Origin of the sequence: Microvirga sesbaniae, from assembly GCF_025460805.1 — a bacterium.
In the GTDB taxonomy this organism is placed as follows: Bacteria; Pseudomonadota; Alphaproteobacteria; order Rhizobiales; family Beijerinckiaceae; genus Microvirga; species Microvirga sesbaniae.
The window spans coordinates 5,001-29,063 of sequence record NZ_JAMXFJ010000001.1; the positions used below are offsets into that span (position 1 = coordinate 5,001).

The following is a 24,063-nucleotide window of genomic DNA, read 5'->3' on the forward strand; positions in this document are numbered from 1 at the left end:
TAAATAACAGGTTAAGACTCTCCTCATGCCATTGTCGGAGCATGAGTATGAGTATTCGTTCGTTTGGCGCAGTATATCGCATGTACTCGCGTGGGGCCAAGCCACCCTCCCTCTGTCATGAGCATCATTCTCCCGCGGTCGACTTATCGCAACCGTGACCTCTTCACCCATGAAACGAAGACGTGCTCAGGGGCCGCATCTCCGGCGCATCGGCGAACGAAGCACCGGAGCGGTCACGCCCGAGACCGACCGATCAACAAGCCGGCTTCCGGCCGCGGCAGAGACAGTTGATTTCCTATGAAGATCGATCCCGGTAAGCTATCCACCACGGCAACCCTGACCTACGCCGAGGAGTTCAACAGCTTCGATTTATGGGACGGCAGGAGCGGGCTCGATACACGTCCCGGCTTCGCCATGGCCTCATGGGCCAATCAGGGCTTCGCCTGGTCGGCGGCGAGCGACACGTGGTACCTGCAGCCCGACGCCTACGACCCCCAGGCCGGCGATACCTTCCATGTCCAGGATGGTGTGCTGACGATAACAGCCCAACGATCAGATACTCTCTATCGCGATCCGAAGGGGGCATATGGATATACCTCGGGCGTCATCACGACCTATCACGAGTTCTCGCAGCTCTACGGCTATTTCGAGATCCGCGCTCAAGTCAGCACTGCAGCCGGCACTCTGCCAGCCTTCTGGTTGCTGCCGACCGATAATTCTTGGCCGCCAGAACTCGACGTCATGGAGGTCGTCGGATCCGATCCTGAGACTCTCTACACGACGGTCCACAGTCAGGTCGATGGTGTAACAAGGATCGACGACACGCATCGCCAGACAGGGAACTGGACGTCGATTTCCGACGCCTCGGCGAGCTTCCACACCTACGGGGTCGACTGGCAGGCGGACACGATCACCTGGTACGTCGATGGCGTGAAGGTTGCCCAGGTCGCCACGCCGAGCGACATGCACAAACCCATGTACATGATCGCGAACCTGAACGTCGGCGGCGTCTGGGAAGGGCGGCCTGCTGCCGATCAGAGCTTCTCGGCCTCGTTCAAGATCGACTACATCAGGGCCTACACGGCGAGGCCGGAGACGGCACCCGATACCCCTCAGCCGACTCTCCCGGACGATCCGGCTCTCCCGATCGAACCGTCCATCGATAAGATCCTCGTGGGAACGAGCGCCAAAAACACGCTTGCGGGTCAGAGCGGCGACGACATCATCAACGGCAAGAGCAACCGTGACGTCCTGGTCGGTGGCGCAGGAAGCGATGCCTTTGTCTTCGACACGAAACTGGCAAAGTCCAACACTGATACGATCAAGGACTTCACGGCCAGGGACGACGCCATCTGGCTCGACAAGGATCTCTTCAAGTCCAACAAGTCGTTCTACAAGAGCCTGAAGACGGCAACCGAGGACAATCCCATCAAGCTCAGCAAGGCTTTCTTCACCGCCGATGGCAAGGCGAAGGATGGGAACGACTACCTGGTCTATAATAAGAAGTCGGGGGTTCTCTCTTACGACAAGAACGGCTCGGAAGCGGGCGGCCTCGTTGAGATTGCCAAGCTCAGCAACAAGGCTGCCATCAGCCACCTGGACATCTTCATCATCTAGAGCATCGCGCGCAAAAGTGGGAGCCGGTTTTGCGCGAAAAGATGCTCCACAACAAGAGCTTGAAGCATCGCGCGCAAAAGTGGGAGCTGGTCTTGCGTGAAAAGATGCTCCACAACAAAAGCTTGAAGCATCGGGCGTGAGTTCGATGACACGCCCGATGGTTTAGAGCTGCTTCCCCTCGCGTGGAATCATCTCTCTTGCTTGACGAGCGCATCGTGTGTCCCAGCGGGTCACTGACGCGGCCCTGCGGGTCACTGGCGTGGCCCGCTGGGTCCGCGCCGAACGATGCGCCGCTTCAGGACGTGAGCATCGGATCGATCCCAAAAGTGGTTTCCCCTTCTGGGTCCGATGCTCTCGCGCACCGAACGATGCGCGCTTCAAGGAATGAGCATCGGACGGGACAAGTGGGTTCATTGTTCCCGACCAATGGTCCAGCGCCTCCGAGTTCGTTTGCGTGCCCGAACTCCGGGACGCGCCGCCCCCTCCACTGCGCACCGGAGCCCCGTCGCGTTCAAATGATGAAGAAATCCTTGTAGCTTATGGACGGGTGCTTCTCCAGACGGGCGAACTCGACCGCGGCTCGTGAACCGGACCCGTCCGCATCATAGGACAGGATGCCGGTCTTCTTGTTGTAGATAATGTAGTCGTTCGCGTCCTTGGCGTTCGTTCCCGTCACGAAGAAGTCCTTGTTCAGGAGCTTCGGGAGCTTGTGCGAGCCGGCGCCGAGCTTCTTGAAGACGGCATTGTCGAGCTGCATTCTGTCCTGCTTGGCGTTGAAATCGGTGATCGTATCGAAATTGACGCTGCGATCCGTCTTGGAATTGCCGAGCTTCGTGTCGAACCGGAATGCATCCTTGCCCGCACCACCGGTCAGACGGTCGTTGCCGCCACCGCCGCCCATGGTGTCCCGGCCGGACCCGCCCATGATCGTGTTCGCGAATGAATTGCCCATCAGCCTGAACGATCCCGGCCCCGTTGCTGCGAGAACCTCGATTTCGGCTCCCGATGCAAGAGTGAAACTCGCACTCGTCTTGACCATATCATAACCCATGCCGACAGCTTCGACGACGACGTCATAGGTTTCATCGACAATGTAGGTGTCGTTGCCCGAGCCGCCATCCATCCAGTCGATTCCGGAGCCTCCGTCCAGGGTATCGTTCCCACCCTGACCGTAGAGCCGGTCGCGGCCATCGCCGCCATCGAGGTAATCGGCAGAGGCGTCATCCAGAGCCAACCCGCCGTCTACGCCTTCCCAGACACGCGCAGCAATGGCGGTGTCGGTAAGCCCGGAATAGGTGACGGTAATGGAGAACGCATAGGGCGCCGCTGCGGCGCTGCCACCGTAGATGATGTCGTCGCCGCCACCGCCCGCGATAGCGTCGAATCCATAGCCGCCCCAGAGGACGTCATTGCCGTAGCCGCCGTCGATCAGGTCGTCGTCACCGCGCCCGTTGATGAAATCATCGCCGCCGCATCCGAAAATCGTGTCCGCTCCCCAGGAGAGAATCCAGTCCCCGCCGCCATCCTCCGTGTAGAGGGCGTCGTCGCCGATGATCAGGTTGTTGCCACCCGTATCGTCGATGTAGTCCCGCCCCAGTCCACCCCTGAGCAGGTCAGAGCCTCGCCAAGCCGAAATGTAGTCGTCGCCGGCACCGGCCGAAACGATGATGTCGCCGGCCGATCGTGTCACGAATTCTTCGTGCCGTGCGGATTGGCCGGCAAAGCTCTGTGCGGTGGTCGTAGCCATCGTGGATGCCCCCTGGGAAACATTACCTCGGGGACGCAATCGCATAGGCGTCGGGCCAATGCCAGCAGGCAGTTACGCAACGGCAAGGTAGATCGATAGGCATAGTCCCGACGGCATAGGTCTAAGGAGTTAACCAGGCAGGGAATTTCGGCGCGAAGCCGGCGGGGAGCGTCCCTGACGAAAACTTGTGGATAGGGCAAATGCCCCCGATCATCAGCGCTGTTTCGAGCTTCGCTGTTTCCTTGCAAAGAGCGCTGCGGCGATGACGGCGAGGAGGCTGCCGCCGAGGGGGGCGCACCCGAATGCCACAATAGCCCCATAGTTCCAGAGGCTTACGATCGTGATAAGTCCGCCCGCAATGGCAGCTGTGACCAATATGACCATGTTCGTTCCTGCACGCGGAGATGCTCCGGCAATCGAAAAATCTTTGCGGCGACCACATCCACTGTATCCCCGGTTGGGAGCTCTTCCAAATTAAGCCATACGGCCTAGGCCTCCCGCGTCAAAGCTGTGGGAATTTCGGGGTATATAGGCCGAAAGGTATATAAATTCGTTGATAGCCGGAGCGGTTTCATGATTAACGTTTCGTAAATGGCACGGGGGCGTTGTTTCAATGTTGCATTCGACCGAATACCGAGGCGGCGCGGACGCGGACACTCATCCGATCTACATAAACGCCGCTTTGCGCGAGAGATCGCCGCGACGTTCGAACCATGCCCATTCCCCTCTGTCCAACGCGCAGCCGCTTGGGCGCAGCGGGGAGGGGGAGATCATTGCTTTCCCTGCGAGTGAGGAGAGGCTTGCGACAGCCTATGCTGCGCAATGCCGGAAGGCTGACCTGGCGGGCATCGCCAAGCGCATCATGGACATCGCAGGTGCTGCGGTCGCATTGATCCTGCTCGCGCCGCTCATGATCCTGACCGCCTTTGCCATCAAGGCCGAGACCCGCGGCCCGATTTTCTTTCGTCAGACCCGGACCGGTCTTGATCAGCAGCCGTTCCAGATCTGGAAGTTCCGTTCCATGCATTCCGACCTTGCGGATTACGGCGGGGCGCAGCAGACCAGCGTCAACGACGCGCGCGTGACCCGGGTCGGCCGGATCATCAGGAAGCTGAGCATCGATGAACTCCCGCAGCTCTTCAACGTCGTCTTGGGCGATATGGCTCTCGTCGGCCCCCGTCCGCATGCATTGGACACGAAAGTCGTCGGAAAACGGCTGGAGGTCGCCGTGCCGACCTATCCGCTGCGCCATCGCGTCAAGCCCGGATTGACGGGCTGGGCGCAGGTGAACGGCCTCAGAGGAGAACTCGATGAACTCTGGAAGGCCGAGCGCAGGGTCGCCTATGATCTCCATTACATCGATAACTGGTCCCTGGCTCTCGACATCCGCATCCTGGTGATGACCGTCTGCCTCGTTCTTCATGATCCAGCGGCCTACTGACCCGGTCCGCCGTTAAGCCTCGCCTTGCCATTGATGATCAGCGACGTGGGCTTCCATGTCGGACAGTGTTGAAGCATTTCAATGACGAAACTCTCTGCCATTTTTCTCGTGACACATTCCTCGCCGGGCGGCGTCCAGGAGCTCTGGGCGGACTTGGCGGAGGGATTCCGGACGCGAGGGATCGATGCTCGCCTGATGGCGCTTTACCCGCACGGTCAGGCCGGTCATGCCGCCCGGTCTTCTCTGCCCTGGGAGTATGTTGTGCCGCAGAAGCCGCGGTCGATCCGCGGCATCTTCGGCCTTCTCCGATCTCTGGTTCGTCTCGTCGGAAACCAGGCGCCACGCACCGTGTTCACGGCGATGCCGGCCGCCAACGTGTTGGCGCCCGTGGCGGCCAGGCTGGCAGGGGCCTCGACCCATGTCGTGATCTCACACCATTCACAGGTGGGCACCTACAACCGTCTCCTGAATCTCGTCGATCACTGGACGGGATCGTTGAGGAGCGTTCGGTCCATCGTGAGCGTGTCGAGGACGGTGAGCGATTCGCTCGTCGACAAGCCTCGCGTCTATCGGCGCAAGCGGATGACGATCCATAATGCTCTGCCCCCTCGCATCGAGCGCCACCTGCAGGCCCTCGCGTCTGCCGAAGACCGATCCATGGCCAGGAAACGCAAGGTCGTTGCGATCGGCCGCCTCTCGCCGCAGAAGAACTACCCTGTCCTTCTGCGGGCGGCCGCTCTGATGCCGGATGTCGAGGTGCACATCATCGGCTCCGGCCCGGACGAGGAGGCCTTGAAATCGCTCGCTGCGGATCTCCGGGTCACGGACCGGGTTCTCTTCGTCGGCCATCGCTCCCGCGAGGAAGCGCTCACATTGCTGGCTGATGCGGACGTCTTCGTTCAGCCCAGTCTGTTCGAGGGGCACAGTCTCGCGCTGATCGAGGCGGCGAAGCTGCATCTTCCGCTCGTCGTATCGGACGTTCCGAGCCAAGTCGAGGGAGTCACCGCACCCGATGGCACCACCTGCGGAATCGTGGTCGATGCCCACGATCAAAGGCAATTGGCCCTGGAAATCCAACGCCTCATCGACGATCCGTCCCGGTACAGGGCTTGGAGCGAACTGAGCGCCCGCCTTGGAGCCAGTGCGACCTTCGAGACGATGCTGGAAGCCTATCAGAGGCTGGGAGACGGGTCATGAGCGCGACGCTGTGCCGAGTCGCTGCTGCGCGGAGCTCTTTGTCGGAGCCTCGACACTCTCTCGATGCCGCGAGCCTTGCGAGCTCGACCGCATGGAAGCCGTGAAGCGCCGCGGGCCTTCTCGGAAATCCTCCCGCCCTTCCTCCATCAACCAAGAGCCCACCTGACATCCATGACCATCTCTCGGACGATCATCCAAGACATGTCGGAGCCCTATGCGGGCAAGGTCAGAAGCGCATCGTCCGATGCAGGAGCGGGGCAGCCGCGTCTCGCCCTTGCGGTTGCCGCAATGTTCGCGCTGTTGCTGTTGGTGGCGCTCGGCCCCTATGCGTCGACCGACACGGTGCCGTCCGCTGGAGGCGGCAGCCTCATGCGCCAGCTGAGCTATGGCCTCGTCTTCGCGGCAGCCGTCATGGCCATGCAGGTCACCCATGATCCTCGTCGCCTGCTGACCATACCCGTCGGCGTGGTGCTGACCCTCGGCTGGTGCTGGCTCAGCCTGGCATGGGCGCTTGATCCGAGTGCCGCAGTGCGGCGCATCACGTTGACGACCCTCGTCATCTGGACCGTTTTCATCACGGTTCCGCAATTGGGTTACGAGAAGACGGTCACCGTGATGCGTCGGGTTCTGCTTCTCGTTCTGATCGCCAATTACGGCGCCGTCATCGCCTCGCCCAGCTTCGGCATCCATCAGGTCGCACAGGTCGGCGATCCCGGGCTCGTCGGCAACTGGCGCGGCATCCTCATGCAGAAGAACTTCGCAGGGGCGTTCTGTGCATTTACCATCATCGCGTACGCGTTCGACGCGCGAGGTATCCGGCCGATCCTGCGCTGGCTCGTCATCGCCGCAGCCGCCTATTTTCTCTACATGACGAGTTCCAAGACCTCCATGCGGCTGACAGGGCTCGCCCTGGGGGTTGGCTATCTCTATTCATTGTATAACCCCCGTTACCTGCTGCCGCTGATCTGCGGCGCCGCGATGCTGAGCATCGTCCTGATGGTGCTCGGGGTGAGCTACTGGGAAGAACTGCTCGCGCCGTTCGAGCGCCAGGATGCCCTGACGGGGCGGGGCGGCATCTGGTTGGTTCTGCTGACCTATGCGCAGGACCATTGGCTGCTCGGCGCCGGCTACGGATCCTTCTGGAACATCGGGCCTGTCGGGCCAGTCTATCGGTATTCCAACGACTGGGTCGTCGAGGTCGGCAATGGCCACAACGGATATCTCGATCTGCTCGTTCAGATCGGCGCGCCTGGTCTTGTGCTCGCTGTCGCGACCCTGATCCTCTGGCCGATCCTGAAGCTGGCGGCAGGAACGGCCACGCGGACGCGCGGCCCCATGCTCATGGCGTTCATGCTTTTCTGCGCCGGGCACAACATGACCGAGAGCAGTCTTCTGGACCGGGACAGCATCGTTCAGGTCTTCCTTGTCCTGACGATTGCGCTGATCGAGATGGAAACATCCCGGCAATCCGGTGCTCCGGCGGAGTTGCGGGAGGTTCGTCATGGCTGAGGTCCTGAACCTTGACGTCGGGCACCCGGACCTGCGTGGCCACGCTACGAGGATCGTTCGCTACGCGATGGCGACGATCGGCCCCGTGGCAGCGGCGGCAACGCAGTTCGTCTTGTCCCTGCAGCTGCTGCATCTCCTGACGCCGGCTTCGTTCGGGAGCTTCTCCTTCCTGCTCGTGCTGTCTCAATTCGGCACTGGCCTCTGGAGTGCGCTGTTCTGCGCCCCTCTACCCATCGTGATGGCGCAGGACGAGAAAAGCGGCCAGCACTTGGTCAGCAGCCTCTTTGCCGTCAATCTGGCTCTTTCGGTGCTGGCGTTCGGTGCATTCCTCGTCCTCGGGCTGGGCCTGAAGGTGCCCGCCGCTGCAGCGGCGCTGTTCGCCGGATATGCGGCCGTTGCGCTGCTGCGCTGGGTTGCACGCGCTCACGCCTACGCGGTGGGGGCCGCCCATCGGACCGTCGCCTCCGACCTTGTTTACAGCGGCGGATTGCTGATCGGAATCGGACTGATCGCCTTCCTCGGCACCGGCACGCCGGATCTTCCCTACGGGGCGCTGCTGATCAGCGCCGCCGTGAGCCTGTTGCCATTCGGGCGGCAGTATTTCCTGACCCAGTTCGTCCGTATCCAACTGCGCCACTTGGCCCGCTACGCTCATATCTGGCGGCAGCACTCAAGCTGGTCTCTCTTCGGCGTCATCACGACGGAGGCCACGGTCAATGCCCATGCCTATATCGTGACGCTCATCAGCGGACCGCTGGGGTTCGCCCCGATCGCCGCCAGTGCGCTGATCATTCGCCCGATCAACGTCGTGAGCAACGCCCTCACCGAGTTCGAACGTCCTCAGATGGCGCGGCAGATCGCGCGGGGCGATAGCGGATCCGTTCCGAGATCCACCGGAACATTCCTTCTCGTCCTGGTTCTGACGTGGGCAGTGACCGTCGCAGCCGCCGTCCTGCTCATGGCGTATGGTCCGGAAGTGATCTTTCCCGGTCATTACCCGCGGGCCACGCTGGCGTTGGGGATGGCCCTGTGGCTCGCCGTGACGTTCGTGAGGATCCTGCGCACACCCGACAGTGTCCTGCTCCAGGCCGCCGGGATGTTTCGATGGCTGGCTCACGCGAGCATCGTCTCGTCGGTGGTTTCGATCGCCGCCGTGACCATGCTCCTCCTCCTCGGCGGTCCTCTCTGGTCCCTTGGGGGCGTGTTGCTGGGCGAAGCCATGTTCGCCGCCTGGACCCGGTACCAGGCGCGACGTTGGCGTGCGACGGCGCGAGCGATTCCTTCCCTCACGAGTAGCGAGACACGGACATGATAGTGACGATTGGGATGAAGGCTTTCAACGAAGAGAAGCACATCGCGTCAGCGCTCTCGAGCGCCGTCAAGGCGGTTCAACCCTTCGGCGGGGAAGTCGTTCTCGCAGACAGCGGCTCGACCGATCGGACCGTCGACATCGCCAAGGACTTTCCCGTCCGGATCGTTCAGCTGGCAAATCCATCCGAGCGTTCCTGCGGAGCGGGCGCTCAGCTCGCCTTCCAGCATGCGCGAGGGACATATTTCTACCTCATGGACGGTGACATGGTCATCGAGCCCGATTTTCTTCCCGCGGCCATCGCGTTTCTTGACGCTCATCCCGAGATCGCCGGCGTCGGCGGCGAAGTTCGAGACGTGAACGTCTCCAATCAGGAGTTCGCGATCCGGGCAAACGAGATGCGCAAGGACGAGGCTTGGCGTCCCGGCATTGTCGACCGGCTGGATTGCGGCGGTCTCTATCGGATGTCCGCCTTGCAGGAGATCGGCTATTTCGCGGATCGCAACCTGCACGCATTCGAGGAGTTCGATCTCGCCGCCCGGCTCCAGAGCCGGGGCTGGAGGCTGGCCCGCATCGATCGGCTCGCCGTGCATCACTATGGACACCGTACCGACGGTTACAAGTTGCTCTGGCGCCGGATCAGAACCGGCTATTCGGGCGGCGCGGGCGAGGTTCTGAGAGGCGCGGTCGGGCACGGCCATCTGCCGATCGTTCTGCGCAGGCTCGGCCATGTCCGTAACGGGCTTGCGGTGATCGCCTGGTGGGGGCTGCTGCTTTCCTCGCCCTTCTGGATGCTGCCTGCCGTTGCAAAGGCTGGATTGCTCCTGGCGCTCCTGATCGGTCCTGTGGCGGCGCTCGCGCTTCGACGGTCCTCACTCAATCTGGGCGTCTACTCGTTCGTCAGCTGGAATGCCCTTGCCCTGGGACTCGTGACGGGCTTCCTGCGGAAGCGGGTTTCCCCCGAACAGCCGCTGGCGGCCCTGATCTTGCGCGAGCCCAGTCCCCGTCAGATCAGATTGTCCGCATGACCGACCGCGCCCCCGCGCCGTCAGCGAGATGACGGGCCGAGCCGGCGAGTGGACGATGCCGAGAAACCCGGGTCTTCGACCGTCGAGGACCCCAGACTTCGACTCGATACGTTTGGATAATGCCGTTCTGCCTCAATTGGCGAGGCTCGATGGCCGAAAGGTAGTTGTGAGATGAGCATACATCATAAGGATCTTCTCGCTTCGTCCCGGGGTGCTTGGGAGGATGCGGCCCAGGTCTCGCCGAAGCAACTTCTCACCATGGCGTGGAAGTGGAAGGGCACGCTGCTGGCGTCCTTCGTCGCCTGCAACGTGGCGGCTTGGGCTGTCTTCACCTCGATCACACCGACATACGAATCCTCCTCCTTCCTGATCGCGCAGGCCGACCGGCGTCCGCAGATTGGGGACAACAGCCAGAGCCAGTCCATTCTGCGCCAGGATCAGTTCCTGAACACTCAGGCGGAGATCATTCAGAGTGAAACCGTCCTCCGCGACGCAATCAAGCAGATCGGAGCGGAACGGTTGTACGCCGCGACCGAACCGCCGACGAGCGTGGTCGACCTGCTCACCGTGGCGAGCAGCACCGTCAATACCTGGCTCAAGACGTCGGAAAGGCCGAAAAGCCCGGCCGACCAGGCTTACGAGAGGGTGGCGAAACTGATCTCGGTGAGAGTTGAGCCGTTGACGGACCTTATCCGCGTCTCGTTCCGGCACCGGGACCCGAAGATCGCTGCGGAGTTCGTGCAGCAGGTCATGAACAGCTTTCTATCCAGACAATCGCAGCTCGCGGCGAATTCCAGCGCCGTGAAGTTCGTGGACATGCAGAAGCAGCGTTACAGTGCGGAGTTCGAGCGCGCGTCGTCGGAGCTGAGCGAATACAGCCGCCGCAACGCCGTCTTCTCGATCGAAAAGCAGAGGGACCTCCTTCTGAGCCAGCGCAGCAACCTGCTCACGTCTCTGGCTTCGACCCGCGGGCAGATCTCTGAGAAGGAGGCTCAGGTCCGGGAGCTGGCCAAGCAGCTGACGACGTTGAAGCTGACCAACATATCGCCTCAGATCGCGGCGCTTGCCAAGGAATCGCAGGCTTCGCGCGGTCAAAGCGACCAGAAGGACGTAACTTCCGACGTCAAGAACAGCGATCCGCCATTGCTGCTGGTGCGCGTCTATCAGGATACGGTTCAGATGCTGGTTCGGACCAACGTCGATCTGGCCGGCCTGAACTCCCTGAGCGTGAGGCAGCAGGCGGAGCTGGAGGCGATCGGTCGCGATCTGGAAACACTCTCCGCCAAGGAAACCGAGTATTCCCGCCTGAAGCAGAACCTGGATGTTGCAAGCCACAGCTCCGAACTGTTCGCGCGAAAGGCCGTCGAGCAGGAAGTGGATGCGGCTGCGTTGAGCGCTCAGCAGTTCTCGAAGCTGCAGGTCGCACAGGATGCCACCGTTCCCACACGGCCGAGTTCTCCGAAAGCCGTCGTCTTCTTGGCCGTGGGCGTTCTCGCCGGGCTGTTCTCGATCAGCGCGATCATGCTGCTTCTGACGAGTCTCTCGACGCGTCGCCGGGTGGGACCGGGCCATCACGGCGCAGAGCTGATGCGGCACGGGGGCATGCGAGGCGCTGCGTAGCCGGATGCGCAGAACAGGGTACCGACCGGGTCGCGGGAGCCGCATGTCCCTCGGCCCGGTTGTCGGATGACGGTCGAGGGGCGATCCTGATGAATGAAGAAGTCTTATTTTCGGAACAGGGGCAATCCCTGGAAGCTCCTCGTGCCGAACAGGTGAGGGTGAATGTCTTCGACGTGCCCGTCGATGCCTATGCGAGCTTGGAGTCGTTCATATCGGTCGTGCGGCGGAAGGTCCGGGCCGGCGAGACGTTCCTGACGACATTCGTCAATCCGAGTTCGATCAAGCTGGCGCGGCACGATCCCTCGTTTGCGCGGGCGCTGACCCGGTTCGATGCCATTCTGCCCGACGGCGTCGGGGTTTCCCGTGCAATCGAGAAGCTTCAGAAGCGCGATGCCTGCCGGATCAGCTTCGACAGCACATCGGCTGCTCTGCCTGTTTTCGAGCTTGCCAGCGATCTCGATCTCGGTGTGGCACTGGTCGGCGGGGGCGAGGGGGTCGCGGCGCGGGCGGCAGCTCAGCTTCAGCGCCATTTCCCGAAGCTGCGCATCGTCGCGGCGATGAGCGGCTATGGCGATCTCGAGGAGACAAGAGAGCGCCTGTTGCGTGCGAACCCAACCATCGTCGTGTGTGGAATGGGAAGCATCGCCCAGGAGAACTTCCTGATTTCCCTCGCCCACCAGGGGTGGCGGGGATGCGGGTTCACCTGCGGCGGGTATCTCGACCAGCTCGATGGCGGATTGCAGTATTACCCAGGTTGGGTGAACCGCCTCAACATCAGGTTTGCGTACCGGGTCTTCCGGGAGCCTCAACGGCTGTGGCGGCGCTACCTCGTCGATTACCGGGAGTTCTGCCTTCTGTACATCAAGGCGGCGCTGTTCGGGACGCCGTCTCCGACCACCCCTCTGGGGGCGGCTGGACAGCAGGGGACCAAGCAGATTTGATCCTGTTGCCCGCATGCCGAACCGCTTAAAGGGCCAGCGCAATCGCTGCGGGCTCATCAGGCGTGGCGCAGAATGATTCTCCCTTGAACGGGTTTTATAGGAAGCTGGACCTCGGCATGCTGAATGATCGGAGATCGGTCGGAATCCGAGCAGGGGCGCTTGCGTTTCTCGGTCTTGCCTTCGGAGGCCTGCTGACCACCCTCATCCGTCTGCAGCCGGCCCAGTCGGACGTTCTCGCGGCGTCGATCAAAGAGGTCGAGACCGCCATGCAGGCAGGCACCGCCTCCGGACGGGAGACTTATGCGTGGAAGCGTGTCGCCGTCGGCGGAGGCGGCTTCATCACCGGGTACGACGCCGATCCGACCGGAACGACGCGGGTCGCGCGCTCCGACGTGTACGGAGCCTATCTTTGGCGTCCCGATCTGGATCGTTGGGTACAACTGGTCACCAGCGCGACAATGCCCACCGAGTACCGCTCACAGGCCGGGATGAACGAAGGGGTCTTCGAGATCGTCGCTTCTCCGACAAAGCCGGATCGCATCTACATGGCCGCCAAGGGCCGGGTGTTTCGATCCGACAATCAGGGCGGCAGCTTCGTCGATATCTCGCGTTCGCTGCCGTCTCCCCTGATCTTCGATCCCAACAGCGACTACCGGAATTTCGGTCCATACATGGCGGTCAGCCCCGTGGACCCGGACCACGTCCTGCTCGGAACCCCCAGCGACGGCTTATGGCGCTCGACCGATGCCGGAGAGACCTGGAAAAGGGTCGCATCGGTGCCGGCCTCTGCCGATCTTCAGCCGGCCCCCGGCGTGCAGAGCCCAGGCACCATCGTTTGGTTCGAGCCACGCAAAGGGCATTCGATCGGGCGGATCTGGGCCATGTCGCCGGGTCATGGCGTGTCTGTGTCGAGCGACGATGGGAACAGCTTCGAGCCACTTGGACCGACCGGCGAGCCTCAGCCCCGGCTCATCACTCAGGGCGCTTTCGCGCCAGACGGAACATTCTACGCAGTCGATCGGGACAGCCGCAGCGTCTGGCGGTTTCGAACCGGAACCTGGACGAATCTGACGGAGCATTCCTGGACCTTGACGGGACGCTTCGCCGCCGTGGCGGTGAACCCGGCAAACGCGGACGTCTTCGTTTTCGATGAGGGCGGTCGCGTCTTCCGCTCGAGCAGCGGCGGCGAGAGCTGGTGGCCGATGCTGCATCGTGCCAAGGTCGGCGAAGGGGATCCGCCGTGGCTGCGCGTGAGCGACCAATCCTATTTCGCCATGGGCCGGGTTCAATTCGATCCGGTGATACCGAACCGCCTGTGGGTCGGAGCGGGAACGGGGGTCTACTATGCGGACATCCCGGAGAATGCAATCGCGATCACCTGGACCAGCCAGACCCGCGGGATTGAGGAACTCGTCGCAAGCGACGTCATTCAACCGCGCGGGCGCTCGCCCCTGTTTGCCGCTCTGGATTTCGGCATCCACGTCAAGGATGACCTCGACGCCTATTCGACGACCTACGGCCCCAAGGAGCGCGTCCTGATTGCAGCCCAGCAGCTCGACTGGAGCCCGTCCAATCCTGATTTCGTCGTCACGAATGCGTCGGATACCCGCACGTTCTGCTGCTCGCAGGACGGTGATGCGGTTCTGGCCGGCTACAGCCTCGATGGCGGGCGCAGCTGGGCGAAGTTTCCAAGTCTGCCGCAACCGCCCGGGACGGCGATCGAGGATCCGTGGCGCATGTCCTTCGGAACGATAGCGGTCTCGTCGGGTGACATCGACAACATCATCTGGGCGCCCTCGTTCAACCGATCTCCCTATTACACGACCGACAGAGGAAAAACGTGGACCCGTGTCGTCCTGCCGGGCGAACGGTTGCCCGCGACAGGCTCTCACGCGAGCTTCTACATGGCGCGCAAGACGCTGGCGGCCGACCGGGTTCGAGCAGGGATCTTCTATCTTGCTCACAGCGGCGAGGTCGACAATGCACCTCTCGCGGGCCTGTGGCGGACCCGCGACGGCGGTGCTCACTGGGAGCACGTCTTCAAGGGCGAGATCGCCCCGCATAGTCAGTACGCAGCCAAGCTGCGCGCCGTGCCCGGCCACGAGGGACATCTCTTCTTCACCTCCGGCATCGCCGACGGACCCGATACCGGGCTCAGGCGCAGCCGCGACGGAGGTGTCTCATGGAGCCTCGTTCCCGGGATCGATCACGTGGACGATGTCGCATTCGGGAAGCCCGCGCCGGGATCGTCCTATCCGACAATCTTCATCTCGGGACAGGTGCTCGGTCGTTACGGCGTCTGGCGCTCGACCGACGATGCCGCGACATGGAATCGCGTGGGAACGTTCCCGGTAGGATCCCTCGACCAGGTGACTGTGGTCGGGGCCGATCCGGACCGGTTCGGTCGGGTCTATCTCGGCTATATGGGCTCCGGCTGGATTTACGGAGAGCCAGCGCCGTGCACGATCGCCCCCTATCAGTTTCCCATCGAACGGGAGTGTGTGGACGTCAATTGAGGTGCCAAGGGGAAATCACGTCTAGAGCATCGCGCGAAAAAGTGGACCCGGTTTTTCGCCGTCAACGATGCGCCAGCCAAGAGTGGAGCATCGGATCCAATCGCAAAAGTGGAATCCACTTTTGGGTCCGATGCTCTAGACTGGCGTCCCGAACTCCATCGCGGCGCGGTCATGCCATTCGTTGAGAACGCCACGGGGGCGATTGGGGTAGGGGCGGGCGCCGGCAACCGCCGCCGCCGCTCGGGTGCTGACCCCAAAATAGCGGAAGATCGCCGCCATGTGGATCTTCACGGTTCCCTCGACGAGCTTGAGCGCGAGCGCAATCTCCTTGTTGGTCTTTCCCTGGACGAGAAGGTCGAGAACTTCCCTCTGTCGAGAGGTCAGAAGATGCGCCGGAGCGGCATGATGAGCGGTCTGCCGAGGGCGTGACACTTCGCTGACCCGCGGAAGCGGCTCGATCGGCTCGGGGGATAGGTCCGCAAGGCATGGAGGCACGTAGACGCCGCCTTCGAGAATGGTCGCCAACCCCTTCACCAGTTCCGCGACCGGGAGGTTCTTGAGCACATATCCATGGATGCCCGCCTCCAGGGCCACGAGGATATCGCGACGTGACGCCGACATGGAGACCGCAGCAAGGCGCACGCTCGGGAAGCATTCCCGCATGGAGCGCAGGTTGGTCGGAGTTTGCGCCCCGTGCATCGACAGGTCCAGCAGTACGGCTCCGATTTGACCGTTCTCCGTCAACTGCTCCAGCGCCTCGTCCAGGGACGACGCCTCGATGATTTCCGTGAAGCCGAAGCGTTGGGTGAGTATTGCCGACGCAGCAACGCGGAAATAGGAGTCCTTGTCGGCGATGAGCCCCACGCGGCCGCCCGTACTCATCAAGATATGCCCCAGAGTTCTCTTCGTTGCCGTTACTTTATGGCTCCTCGATTAATTTTCTGTGTTCGTCGTGAGCCAGATTATTGCGCGATAAGGTTCTGGCATCCTGCTTGCGGATAAAGTTGCGTTACTGTCTCGGTGCTGCCCTTGACGATGCGGAACGGCATCGTCTCCTGCCCGACTCCTTGCTCAGAGGCCCTCCGGCCCGATAGGGATCCAAAGACAAGGACAGGCGGTTGTGATCAGAGACACCAATCGCGAGCGGTTGTGACGGCCGATGGAGATCGCCTCCGCCTTTCAAATAATGCCCTCTGACGACGAGGAGCGCCCGGGCGCCTATGCCCGGTTTCCCTATGACCGCGATCTCGTCCGCCGGTTTCGGGAGCATTTCCCGCGGGCGCGGTGGCGGACCGGGGAGGAGCGCTGGTTCGTGCCGGGAACGACGGCCGCGCGGCGGCTGACCACCTGGATGGCGCAGGAGCTGGAGACCCTGGACCGGCACGCCGATGCCAAGGGTCGCGACGCCTTCGTGTTCGAACCTCTCGAGAGCCCCTACCTGACCGTCGCTGACGATCTGATGGTGCGCACGCCCTATTCGCGCACCATCGTGGACGCGCTGCGGTCGATCCCGTGGGCCCACTGGGATCCCGAGGGCAGGGTCTGGCGGGTGCCATTCCGCTCCTACGAGGACTTGAAGCTGCGCTGGCCCGAGATCGAGGAGGCGGCGCGACGCAACGAGCCCGAGGCCCGCCGAAGGCGCCGCGAGGAGAAGAGACAGGAAGGCCCGGATGAGGCTGCGCCGCTGCAGGCGGAGCGCCGCCGCAGGCGCTACCCGCTGCCGGTCGACGAGCCGCCCCCTCTCGGCTTTCCGCTCTCGACCCACAATTGGGGCGTTGTCGTGTTCGAAGCCATCGACGTCGATCCCATCGACGATCCTGCCGCGGCCGGGCTTTACGCCCATCTGCAGGGCGATTCGTCCCGATACGTCTGGGGTCACTGGCGGATGCCGACCCTCCAGGAAGTCTACCGCACGCGACCTGTGCAGGCCGAAGAGGCGCCCGAGATCCGCTCCGCGCGGGGATGGTGGTGGTCGAGCCGCGACGAACTGAAGGAGAGGGCGCGGAGACTGCGGGAGGTGGAGCGGGCTCAGCGCTCGCGACAATACCCCCGCAAAGCCTCGATCGACGCCTGAGACGGTGCCGGGCAGGGGCCGCATGAAGGATTTAGGCCGAAGCCCGGATTGCGAACGCAGGGTCGGCAGTGTTCTCGAGCGCGTCGTGCGAAAAGAGGATCCGGTTTTCACTCGCGTGGCTCTGCGGGTCGCTGACGCGGCCCTTCGGGTCACGTCCGATGCTCGAGCCGCGTTTCTTGACGGTGAACCGGATCCCGTTCAGCGAAATTGCTCGAGTCCCCGGCCTCGCGCCGGCCATGCCCCGGCAGGGGAGAGCCGCGCCCCTCTCCCCGTCGTCACCGGCCTTGTGCCGGTGATCCCGCTTCTGTAGGGCGCCGCGCCCTTCCGATCGGGATAGCCGGCACAAGGCCGGCCATGACGTGCGGAGGGTGTTCGCACCGCCTCACACCACCCTCCACGTCATCACCGGGCTCGTCCCGGTGATCCCGCTTCTGAGAGGCGCCGCGCTTCACCGGATCGGGATGGCCGGCACAAGGCCGGCCATGACGTGGGAGGGTGTCGTTACCGGGCTTGTCCCGGTGAACGCGATCGGACGACCGCCGAGCGCATCGTGCGGCCCTTCGGGTCAACACTCAACGATGCGCCCGCCAAAAGTGGACCTACTTTCGGGGTCGATGCGCTCGAACGGCAAACCCCTAGAAAGGAATGTCGTCGTCGAAGTCGCTGTGCCGTGAGCCGCCGGCCGGCTCCGGCCTGCGCTCCATCGGGGACGCCCGCCCGAAGTCGCCGCCGCGGCTGACCTGGCCCGGCTCGTCGTCGCCGAACTCCGAGGCCCCGCCGCCGCCGCGGCTGTCCAGGATCGTCAGCTCGCCCCGGAAGCGCTGCAGCACCACCTCGGTGGTGTACTTCTCCTGGCCGCTCTGGTCGGTCCACTTGCGCGTCTGCAGCTGGCCCTCGAGATACACCTTCGAGCCCTTCTTCAGGTACTGCTCCGCCACCCGGGCCAGGTTCTCGTTGAAGATCACCACCGAGTGCCACTCGGTCTTCTCCTTGCGCTCGCCCGTGCCCTTGTCCTTCCAGGTCTCCGACGTGGCGATCCGCAGGTTCACCACCGGCTCCCCGTTCGACAGACGCCGCACCTCAGGGTCCCGGCCCAGATTCCCAACCAGGATCACCTTGTTCACGCTTCCAGCCATGACGGCTTCTCCACTTCATCTCTCCTGAACGGCTGGGGCATCGGGATGCCTCACGTTTTCAGGTCGGTTGCACACTCCTGCCTGACGGGAGGCATCATCCACTGTTCTATATTTGTTCCATGCGAAACACAAGAGGGAGCCGAAGACGGACCGGGCGCAGAAAACTGCTCGAAGCATCCGGGCCGGGTTGCCGAGGGCCGTCGCTGCCGGTGTAATAGGGGAACCGAAGCTTCAGGAGCCTGCCTTGACCGATACGATCCTGGACGAGGCGGCGGTGGCCGCCGCGTGGAACCGCAACGCCGACCTCTGGACCCGGGAGGTCCGGCACGGGCGCGATTTGTACCGCGAACTCTACACGCTGCCGGCCTTCCTCGCCTTCATGCCTCCGATCGCGGGGAGGCGGGTGCTCGACCTGGGCTGCGGCGAGGGCTCCAACACCCGCAGCTTCGCGCGGCACGGCGGGGTGATGACGGGGATCGATCTCTCCACCGAGATGATCGAACGGGCGCGGCAGGAGGAGGCGCGGGAGCCGCTCGGGATTTCCTATCAGATCGGATCGTTCAGCGAACTCGCTCCATTCGGGGATGAAGACTTCGACTGTGCCCTGTCCACCATGGCGCTCATGGACGGACCCGATCTTGGCGCCTCCTTGCGCGCCGCGTTCCGCGTGCTGAAGCCGGGCGGGACCCTGTGCTTCAGCGTTCTGCATCCCTGCTTCATCACCCCGGCGATCGAATGGCTGACAGACGGGACCGGGGCTCATTTGGGGCTTCGTGTCGGGCGCTATTTCGAGAGAACGCCCTTCGTCGAGCACTGGCGGTTCAGCCGCCGGGACGGGACCGAAGGGCAGGCCCCTCGAGAGCCTTTCACGGTGCCGCGGTTTCCGCGAACCCTGTCCGAATACGTCAATGCCGTCATCGACGCAGGCTTTCGCATCGTGCGGATCGAAGAGCCGCGGCCGGGCGAGGAACTGGCGCGCAGGCACGAATGGCTGGGCCGCTGGTATCGGCACGCGCCGCTCGTCCTGTTCGTCTCGGCCGTCAAGGCATGAAAAAAGCGGTGACCGGGTCACCGCTCCTGAGAACGTGGGTTGCGGCTCGGCTGCCTTACTCGGCCGCCTGGAGATAGACGACCTTCGACTGCTCGTTGCGGATCTCGCGCAGGGTGCGGGCCATGTAGGCCAACTGCTCGATCGCCTTGTCGAGATCGAGCTTCGTGCCTTCCTCGAGATCATAGGCCTGGCGTCCCCGGTAGAGCCGGTTGACCTGGCTTTCCATATCGACGGCAGCCTCGCGGATGCGGTGAACGAGGTTGTCGGCGATGACATTGGCGTTGTCATCGACGACGCAGAAGCCGACATCGCTTGCGCGGACCTTGCTCATGGGGGAATACCTCTTCTTGTTGTTTCGTTTTCAGGCGACGGCCCGCTGTCCATGCTCGGCGTAGATGCCGAGCCGGCGGGCCAGGGAATGTTTCGTCACGGGACCGATCCAGGGCAGCGTCGCGAGAAAGCTCAGCTTGTCGGAACTCCCGTTGTACTCGTCGAACAGACGCTCGCGGTCGCGCCAGACCCGGTCGATCGCCTCGGCCTTGGCGGGATGTCGGAAGCCGATTCGGGCCGTCGATCCCAGGCTCAAGGCACGCATGCAGCGTTCGAAGGTGCGACGTCCGACGCTCGGCGTCACGCTGGCATGGCAGATCGCCTCGATGACGTGTTGCGCAAACTCCTCCGCCGTCTCAGGCGAGCTGGTCTGCGCGCCGGAGACGTCTCCCGCAAAGGCGTTCGCGCCGTAGCGCATAATCTCTTCAAGTCCGAAGCTCGGCATTCCTCTCACCGTGTGGTCCAGGCTGCCTGCAGCAGCCGGACGAGCTTTGTTCCCGTCCTGCGAATCCGGCGCTGCGCCCGCCAGGGGAGCTCGGCTTCCCGTGCCAGGCTCGGGCGTTCGGAACGCTCACGCAGGGACTTCAGAAACAGCCGCGCGCTCGTCTGAGGGCGCATGCGCCAGGCATTGTCCGGGCTCTGAAAACCTTGACCGTTCAAGGACTTCTCGGAAGAACGCGGCTCGATGAAGATGGGGTTTAGGGCCTGCGAATGCAAGGTCTGCGGGATCAACGGAACGGGGTTGGCGCCGCGATGGGCCGCCCGCGCGGCCTTCGGCCAGGGCGAAATCTCGCAGCGCGCCATCCTGAAGGTCCGCGCCAGCTCGGCGCCGGTCGTGACACCATAGACGGAGGCCGCACAGGAGAAGGCTTCCGAGAAAGGCTGCATGGCGCACCAGCTCTTTTCGGCCATATGCAGCGGCCACGTCCAAAGGCCATCCTCCCGACGCTGCCCGAGGCTCTCGCGGTCGATGAAATAGCCGGTCCGCTTGTGCTCCAGGCCGCTGTCGATCACGAGCCATTCCTCGTTCTCGAAGATCGGGCGTTCATCCGTCATGGCGGTCATCGCAGGTTCCTTCGCGGTGGTCAGGCGCGGCTGCCCTAATGGCGTCACATCCACGACGCATACACAGGATGCGAACAAACCAAGAACATACTCCTGGCTTCCGCGATGTCAAGCAAAGACGCCGCTCTGGGACTGTAATCTTGGAGTATCCGATACTATGTGGAGGGACTGATGCCAGGATTGAAGAGTTTGCTCCCGATCCCGCTCAAAAAGAGGCAAAGTCGTTGCGGCGAAATACCGCTGACGATAACTGAAGCTCGACCATTCCAACGCAGCGGATTCGCGACGCCATGACCACTCTCTCACGCCTCGAAACGGACCAGCTCCGACGCCTGGAGGAGATGCGCAAAACCTTCGACAGACTGAGGGCGGAGCGGATCCGGGCGGAGGGCGAAGTCGAGCGTCTCGCCCGGGAGCTGGAAGAAGCGCAGGCCCTCGCCCTGTCGGAGTTCGGCACGGACGACGAGGGGCAGCTCCAGGGATTGATCGAGGATGCCCAGGCCCGCAATGCCAAGCTCGCCGAAGAATTCGCCGCCGCCCTGCGCGAGGTGGAAACCCGTCTCAAGCAGCTTGGAGACGAGCGTTGATCGCGCCGTCCGTCGATCATGACCTCGCGCGGGCGGCCGCTGCCCTCGCACGTCTGGAAGGGCGGCGCGATGCCTTGCGGACGCGGCGCGGGGAACTGACGCGTGCGATCGAACTCGCCAAGGGGCGGCTTGCCGTCAAGGACGAGGTGGAAGCCTTCATCGAGGCCGTGCACGGCAGCGCCAACCGCCGCAGCCTCTCGGCGTTCGAGACGCTTCTGACGGCTCTCGTCCAGGAGGTGCTGCCGGGCGAGAAGCCAGTGGCTCTGGATCTCTCGACGGAGCGCGGCCTGGCCTCGCTCGACATCTGCGTGCGCCGGCCCGACGGCACGCTCGAGGACGTGCTGGAGGACAACGGCGGCGCGCTGACCAACGTGATCGGCATGGCGCTGCGCCTGATCGCAGTCGTCAAGGCGGATGTCGCGCGTTTCCTCGCCCTCGACGAAGCCGATTGCTGGATTGCACCGGATCGCGTCTCCTCCTTCTACAAGGTGCTGGAGGACGGCGCCGCCCGGCTCGGCGTGCAGTGCCTGGCCGTGTCTCACCACGACCTGTCGCAGTTCTCGGGCAAGTTCCACATCGCCCGCATCGTCGGAGAGCCGGTCTCGGGCGTCGATGTGCAGTCGACCGACACAGCCGCCGCGTGGGACGATGGGCAGCCGGGCCTGCGGTTCATCCGGCTCGTCAACGTGCAGGCCTACGAGGATGCGACGCTGCCTCTGAGCCCGGGCGTGAACGCGCTCATCGGTCCGAACAACCGCGGCAAATCCACCTTCATCCGTGCCTTGCGGGCCGTGTTCTACGGCGAGGCCCGAGACAGCCTCGTGCGGGCGGGCGCGAAGGCGGCAGGGGTCGAAATCGGCCTCGCCGGCAACAGGGTCCTGCGCTTCACGCGTCAGCCCCGCCGTTCCCCGGTCAACGTCTGGTCCCTGCATGAGGCGGACGGTTCCGTCGTCGAGGAGCGGGGCATGCGCTACGAGACGGGCGGGCGCAATGTTCCCGACTGGGTCGCCGATCTCATCCGCATCCGCAAGGTGGAGGATCTCGACGTCCATATCGCGCACCAGAAATTTCCCGTGTTCCTTCTCGGCGAGACGCCGTCGCGCCGCTCGGCCGTGCTCTCGATCGGCCAGGAGGCCGGCTATATCCGCGACATGCTCGTCATCCATCGCGAGCGCTGCCGGCGGGACAACGATCTCGTGCGCAATGGCGAACGGGAACTGATCGCCGTCGAGGAAACGCTCGAAGGCATGCAGGTTCTCGATCGTCTCAAGGACCGGCTGTCGGCCATCCGACAGCAAGGGGACGATCTCAATGACGCCGCAGCACGCCTCCAGCGATTGCAGCAGCGCATGTCGCAGATTGCGGATCTCGATCGCCGGCTGGGCAAGGCGAAGGCTCGGGCGACCGTCACGGCAACGCTTCCGGACGCCGAGGAACTGACGCGTTTGACGCGCACGGTGGAGCGCTCGCGCGAGCGCGAGCGGCTGGGAGAGCGGGTCCTGCAGCTCGGACGGCGCCTCGCTCAGAGCAGGACGCGGCTGGCCGCCTTGCGCGGCTTGCCCGATGGCGTTCCAGTCCTTGAAAACACTGCGTCGGCGCAAAACATTCTGAAACGCGTGAACGATCTTCGCAGCGCCGCTCTGATTGCTCAGGGCCGGCTCGCGAAGGTCGATGAGGGTCTTGCATCCGTCCAGGCCGACATGGCGAAGCTCATTGAGGAAACTGGCGGCCTTTGCCCCACTTGCGGCTCACCGGTCAAGCCGGAGACCCTCTTGGACCATCACGCCCATCCTTCTCATTCCCCCACGCCATCGGAGCGGCTGACCGCATGATCCTGTCCGGAGATCGACTTTCCCCTGTCGCCTGCAACGGTGTCCTGGTCATCGGAGATCCGCATGTGGGCTCGCGGCGGCCGGGGCGGCGCAAGGACGCCGTCTGGCCGCAGGCCGTTCTCGGCAAGCTCGAGCGCTGTGTTGCCGTCGCCAACGAGCGCGGGCTTGCCGTCGTCATCCTGGGCGATCTGTTCGACCGGCCGGTCGAGACCGACGAGGCCCTCAAGAACCAGCTCATCCGCGTTCTCAAGGGCTTCCGGCACCGGCCCATCGTCAACGTGGGCAACCACGATATCCAGCACACGACGCTGACCGACAGCGACTCGCTGGCGCTCCTGGGCCTGTGCGACGTGATCGACGTCGTGGCCGCGTCATCTCCGGTAACCGAGGTCCAGATCGGCGCGCGGCGGATCGGCATCGGGATGACGCCCTACGGTCAGGCGATTCCGACCGATGCGCGCGGCTCATTCGCCGGCGTCGACCTTCACGCCTGGTTCACGCATCATGACATCGCGTTCGACGGGGGCTATCCGGGAGCGGTGCCGCCCTTCGCGGTCGAGGGCTGCGACGTGCTGATCAACGGACACATCCACAAGACGCAGACATCCGTTCTTGCCGGACGCACCCGCTGGATGAATCCCGGCACCATCACGCGCCAATCCGTCGATCTCGCGGATCACGTTCCCCGCGCCTGGATCCTGGATGCCGGAGGCGGACTCGAACCTCAGGCTCTGCCGTTCGAAAGCAATGTCTTCGATCTCACCGGACGCGTGGTCGACGCGGCTGACGGGGATGCAGTGGCGCGGGAGGTCGAGAGCGCCTTCGTCACCCTGCTGCAGGCCGAATCCGCCACGGAGCTGAAACGCAGCGGCGACGGGTCGATCATCCGCGACGAGATCGAGGCGAAGTTCGCATCCGATAATACGTCGGACGCGGTGCGCGCCATCGTGCGTTCCCTTCTGGGCGAAGCGGTCGAGCGCCACGCGACGCAGTCCTAGCGCATCGTGGGGGGGGCGCCCCCGGGGGCCCCCCCCCCATCGGCGCGCGCCGCGAGGGAGCTCAG

At 63.5% G+C, this 24,063-nt stretch carries 20 protein-coding genes; 14 read left to right on the top strand and 6 right to left on the bottom strand.

Features of this window, described 5'->3' with window-relative positions:
* Positions 1 to 297 precede the first annotated feature (297 nt).
* Positions 298 to 1,617: a family 16 glycosylhydrolase gene (locus tag OCW50_RS00030; protein ID WP_262295999.1), complete on the top strand. Its 1,320-nt coding sequence runs from the start codon at positions 298 to 300 to the stop codon at positions 1,615 to 1,617.
* Positions 1,618 to 2,128: 511 nt separating this feature from the next.
* On the opposite strand, the gene OCW50_RS00035 is transcribed toward OCW50_RS00030, so the two are convergent.
* On the bottom strand, positions 2,129 to 3,364 hold the full coding sequence (locus OCW50_RS00035) for a calcium-binding protein (RefSeq protein ID WP_262296000.1): 1,236 nt from the start codon (positions 3,362 to 3,364) through the stop codon (positions 2,129 to 2,131).
* Between the two features lie 613 nt (positions 3,365 to 3,977).
* Between OCW50_RS00035 and OCW50_RS00040 the strand changes: the two genes are divergently transcribed.
* The 8 genes from OCW50_RS00040 (at position 3,978) to OCW50_RS00075 (ending at position 14,925) form a co-directional block, all read left to right on the top strand.
* Positions 3,978 to 4,805 (top strand): exopolysaccharide biosynthesis polyprenyl glycosylphosphotransferase, encoded by an 828-nt coding sequence (locus OCW50_RS00040; protein ID WP_262296001.1) that lies wholly within the window; start codon positions 3,978 to 3,980, stop codon positions 4,803 to 4,805.
* Positions 4,806 to 4,886: 81 nt separating this feature from the next.
* Positions 4,887 to 6,002: a glycosyltransferase gene (locus tag OCW50_RS00045; RefSeq protein WP_262296002.1), complete on the top strand. Its 1,116-nt coding sequence runs from the start codon at positions 4,887 to 4,889 to the stop codon at positions 6,000 to 6,002.
* Between the two features lie 171 nt (positions 6,003 to 6,173).
* The gene (locus tag OCW50_RS00050) at positions 6,174 to 7,511 is read left to right on the top strand and encodes an O-antigen ligase family protein (protein ID WP_262296003.1); all 1,338 of its coding nucleotides are present in this window, start codon (positions 6,174 to 6,176) and stop codon (positions 7,509 to 7,511) included.
* Positions 7,504 to 8,823, top strand: coding sequence for a hypothetical protein (locus tag OCW50_RS00055; protein WP_262296004.1), 1,320 nt, complete (start codon positions 7,504 to 7,506; stop codon positions 8,821 to 8,823). Before OCW50_RS00050 ends, OCW50_RS00055 begins: the two co-directional genes overlap by 8 nt.
* Positions 8,820 to 9,848 carry a glycosyltransferase family 2 protein gene (locus OCW50_RS00060; RefSeq protein ID WP_262296005.1) on the top strand — a complete coding sequence of 343 codons (1,029 nt, stop codon included), beginning with the start codon at positions 8,820 to 8,822 and terminating at the stop codon, positions 9,846 to 9,848. Before OCW50_RS00055 ends, OCW50_RS00060 begins: the two co-directional genes overlap by 4 nt.
* Positions 9,849 to 10,019: 171 nt before the next feature.
* A complete protein-coding gene (locus OCW50_RS00065) occupies positions 10,020 to 11,468 on the top strand; it encodes a GumC family protein (protein WP_262296006.1) in 1,449 nt (482 codons plus the stop codon).
* An 89-nt stretch (positions 11,469 to 11,557) separates the two neighbouring features.
* Complete coding sequence (locus tag OCW50_RS00070; RefSeq protein WP_262296007.1) at positions 11,558 to 12,409, top strand: WecB/TagA/CpsF family glycosyltransferase; 852 nt, start codon at positions 11,558 to 11,560, stop codon at positions 12,407 to 12,409.
* Positions 12,410 to 12,525: 116 nt separating this feature from the next.
* A complete protein-coding gene (locus OCW50_RS00075) occupies positions 12,526 to 14,925 on the top strand; it encodes a WD40/YVTN/BNR-like repeat-containing protein (RefSeq protein ID WP_262296008.1) in 2,400 nt (799 codons plus the stop codon).
* Between the two features lie 135 nt (positions 14,926 to 15,060).
* Here OCW50_RS00075 and OCW50_RS00080 read toward each other — a convergent pair whose 3' ends face one another.
* Positions 15,061 to 15,807 (bottom strand): LuxR C-terminal-related transcriptional regulator, encoded by a 747-nt coding sequence (locus OCW50_RS00080; protein ID WP_262296009.1) that lies wholly within the window; start codon positions 15,805 to 15,807, stop codon positions 15,061 to 15,063.
* A 277-nt stretch (positions 15,808 to 16,084) separates the two neighbouring features.
* Between OCW50_RS00080 and OCW50_RS00085 the strand changes: the two genes are divergently transcribed.
* A complete protein-coding gene (locus OCW50_RS00085; protein ID WP_262296010.1) occupies positions 16,085 to 16,999 on the top strand; it encodes a hypothetical protein in 915 nt (304 codons plus the stop codon).
* Positions 17,000 to 17,634: 635 nt separating this feature from the next.
* Here OCW50_RS00085 and ssb read toward each other — a convergent pair.
* A complete protein-coding gene (gene ssb, locus OCW50_RS00090) occupies positions 17,635 to 18,135 on the bottom strand; it encodes a single-stranded DNA-binding protein (protein ID WP_262267645.1) in 501 nt (166 codons plus the stop codon).
* A 244-nt stretch (positions 18,136 to 18,379) separates the two neighbouring features.
* Between ssb and OCW50_RS00095 the strand changes: the two genes are divergently transcribed.
* Positions 18,380 to 19,186 (top strand): class I SAM-dependent methyltransferase, encoded by an 807-nt coding sequence (locus OCW50_RS00095; protein ID WP_262296011.1) that lies wholly within the window; start codon positions 18,380 to 18,382, stop codon positions 19,184 to 19,186.
* Positions 19,187 to 19,241: 55 nt separating this feature from the next.
* On the opposite strand, the gene OCW50_RS00100 is transcribed toward OCW50_RS00095, so the two are convergent.
* The 3 genes from OCW50_RS00100 to OCW50_RS00110 are packed head-to-tail and all read right to left on the bottom strand — an operon-like array spanning position 19,242 to position 20,581.
* Positions 19,242 to 19,517 (bottom strand): hypothetical protein, encoded by a 276-nt coding sequence (locus OCW50_RS00100; RefSeq protein ID WP_262296012.1) that lies wholly within the window; start codon positions 19,515 to 19,517, stop codon positions 19,242 to 19,244.
* A 30-nt stretch (positions 19,518 to 19,547) separates the two neighbouring features.
* Complete coding sequence (locus OCW50_RS00105) at positions 19,548 to 19,961, bottom strand: hypothetical protein (protein ID WP_262296013.1); 414 nt, start codon at positions 19,959 to 19,961, stop codon at positions 19,548 to 19,550.
* 5 nt (positions 19,962 to 19,966) lie between these two features.
* Positions 19,967 to 20,581, bottom strand: coding sequence for a hypothetical protein (locus OCW50_RS00110; RefSeq protein WP_262296014.1), 615 nt, complete (start codon positions 20,579 to 20,581; stop codon positions 19,967 to 19,969).
* A 290-nt stretch (positions 20,582 to 20,871) separates the two neighbouring features.
* Between OCW50_RS00110 and OCW50_RS00115 the strand changes: the two genes are divergently transcribed.
* Genes OCW50_RS00115 through OCW50_RS00125 form a run of 3 tightly spaced genes read left to right on the top strand, consistent with a single transcriptional unit; the run spans position 20,872 to position 23,998 of the window.
* The gene (locus OCW50_RS00115) at positions 20,872 to 21,168 is read left to right on the top strand and encodes a hypothetical protein (RefSeq protein ID WP_262296015.1); all 297 of its coding nucleotides are present in this window, start codon (positions 20,872 to 20,874) and stop codon (positions 21,166 to 21,168) included.
* Positions 21,165 to 23,000 carry an AAA family ATPase gene (locus tag OCW50_RS00120; protein ID WP_262296016.1) on the top strand — a complete coding sequence of 612 codons (1,836 nt, stop codon included), beginning with the start codon at positions 21,165 to 21,167 and terminating at the stop codon, positions 22,998 to 23,000. Before OCW50_RS00115 ends, OCW50_RS00120 begins: the two co-directional genes overlap by 4 nt.
* A complete protein-coding gene (locus OCW50_RS00125) occupies positions 22,997 to 23,998 on the top strand; it encodes a metallophosphoesterase family protein (RefSeq protein ID WP_262296017.1) in 1,002 nt (333 codons plus the stop codon). Before OCW50_RS00120 ends, OCW50_RS00125 begins: the two co-directional genes overlap by 4 nt.
* The last annotated feature ends 65 nt before the right edge of the window (positions 23,999 to 24,063 follow it).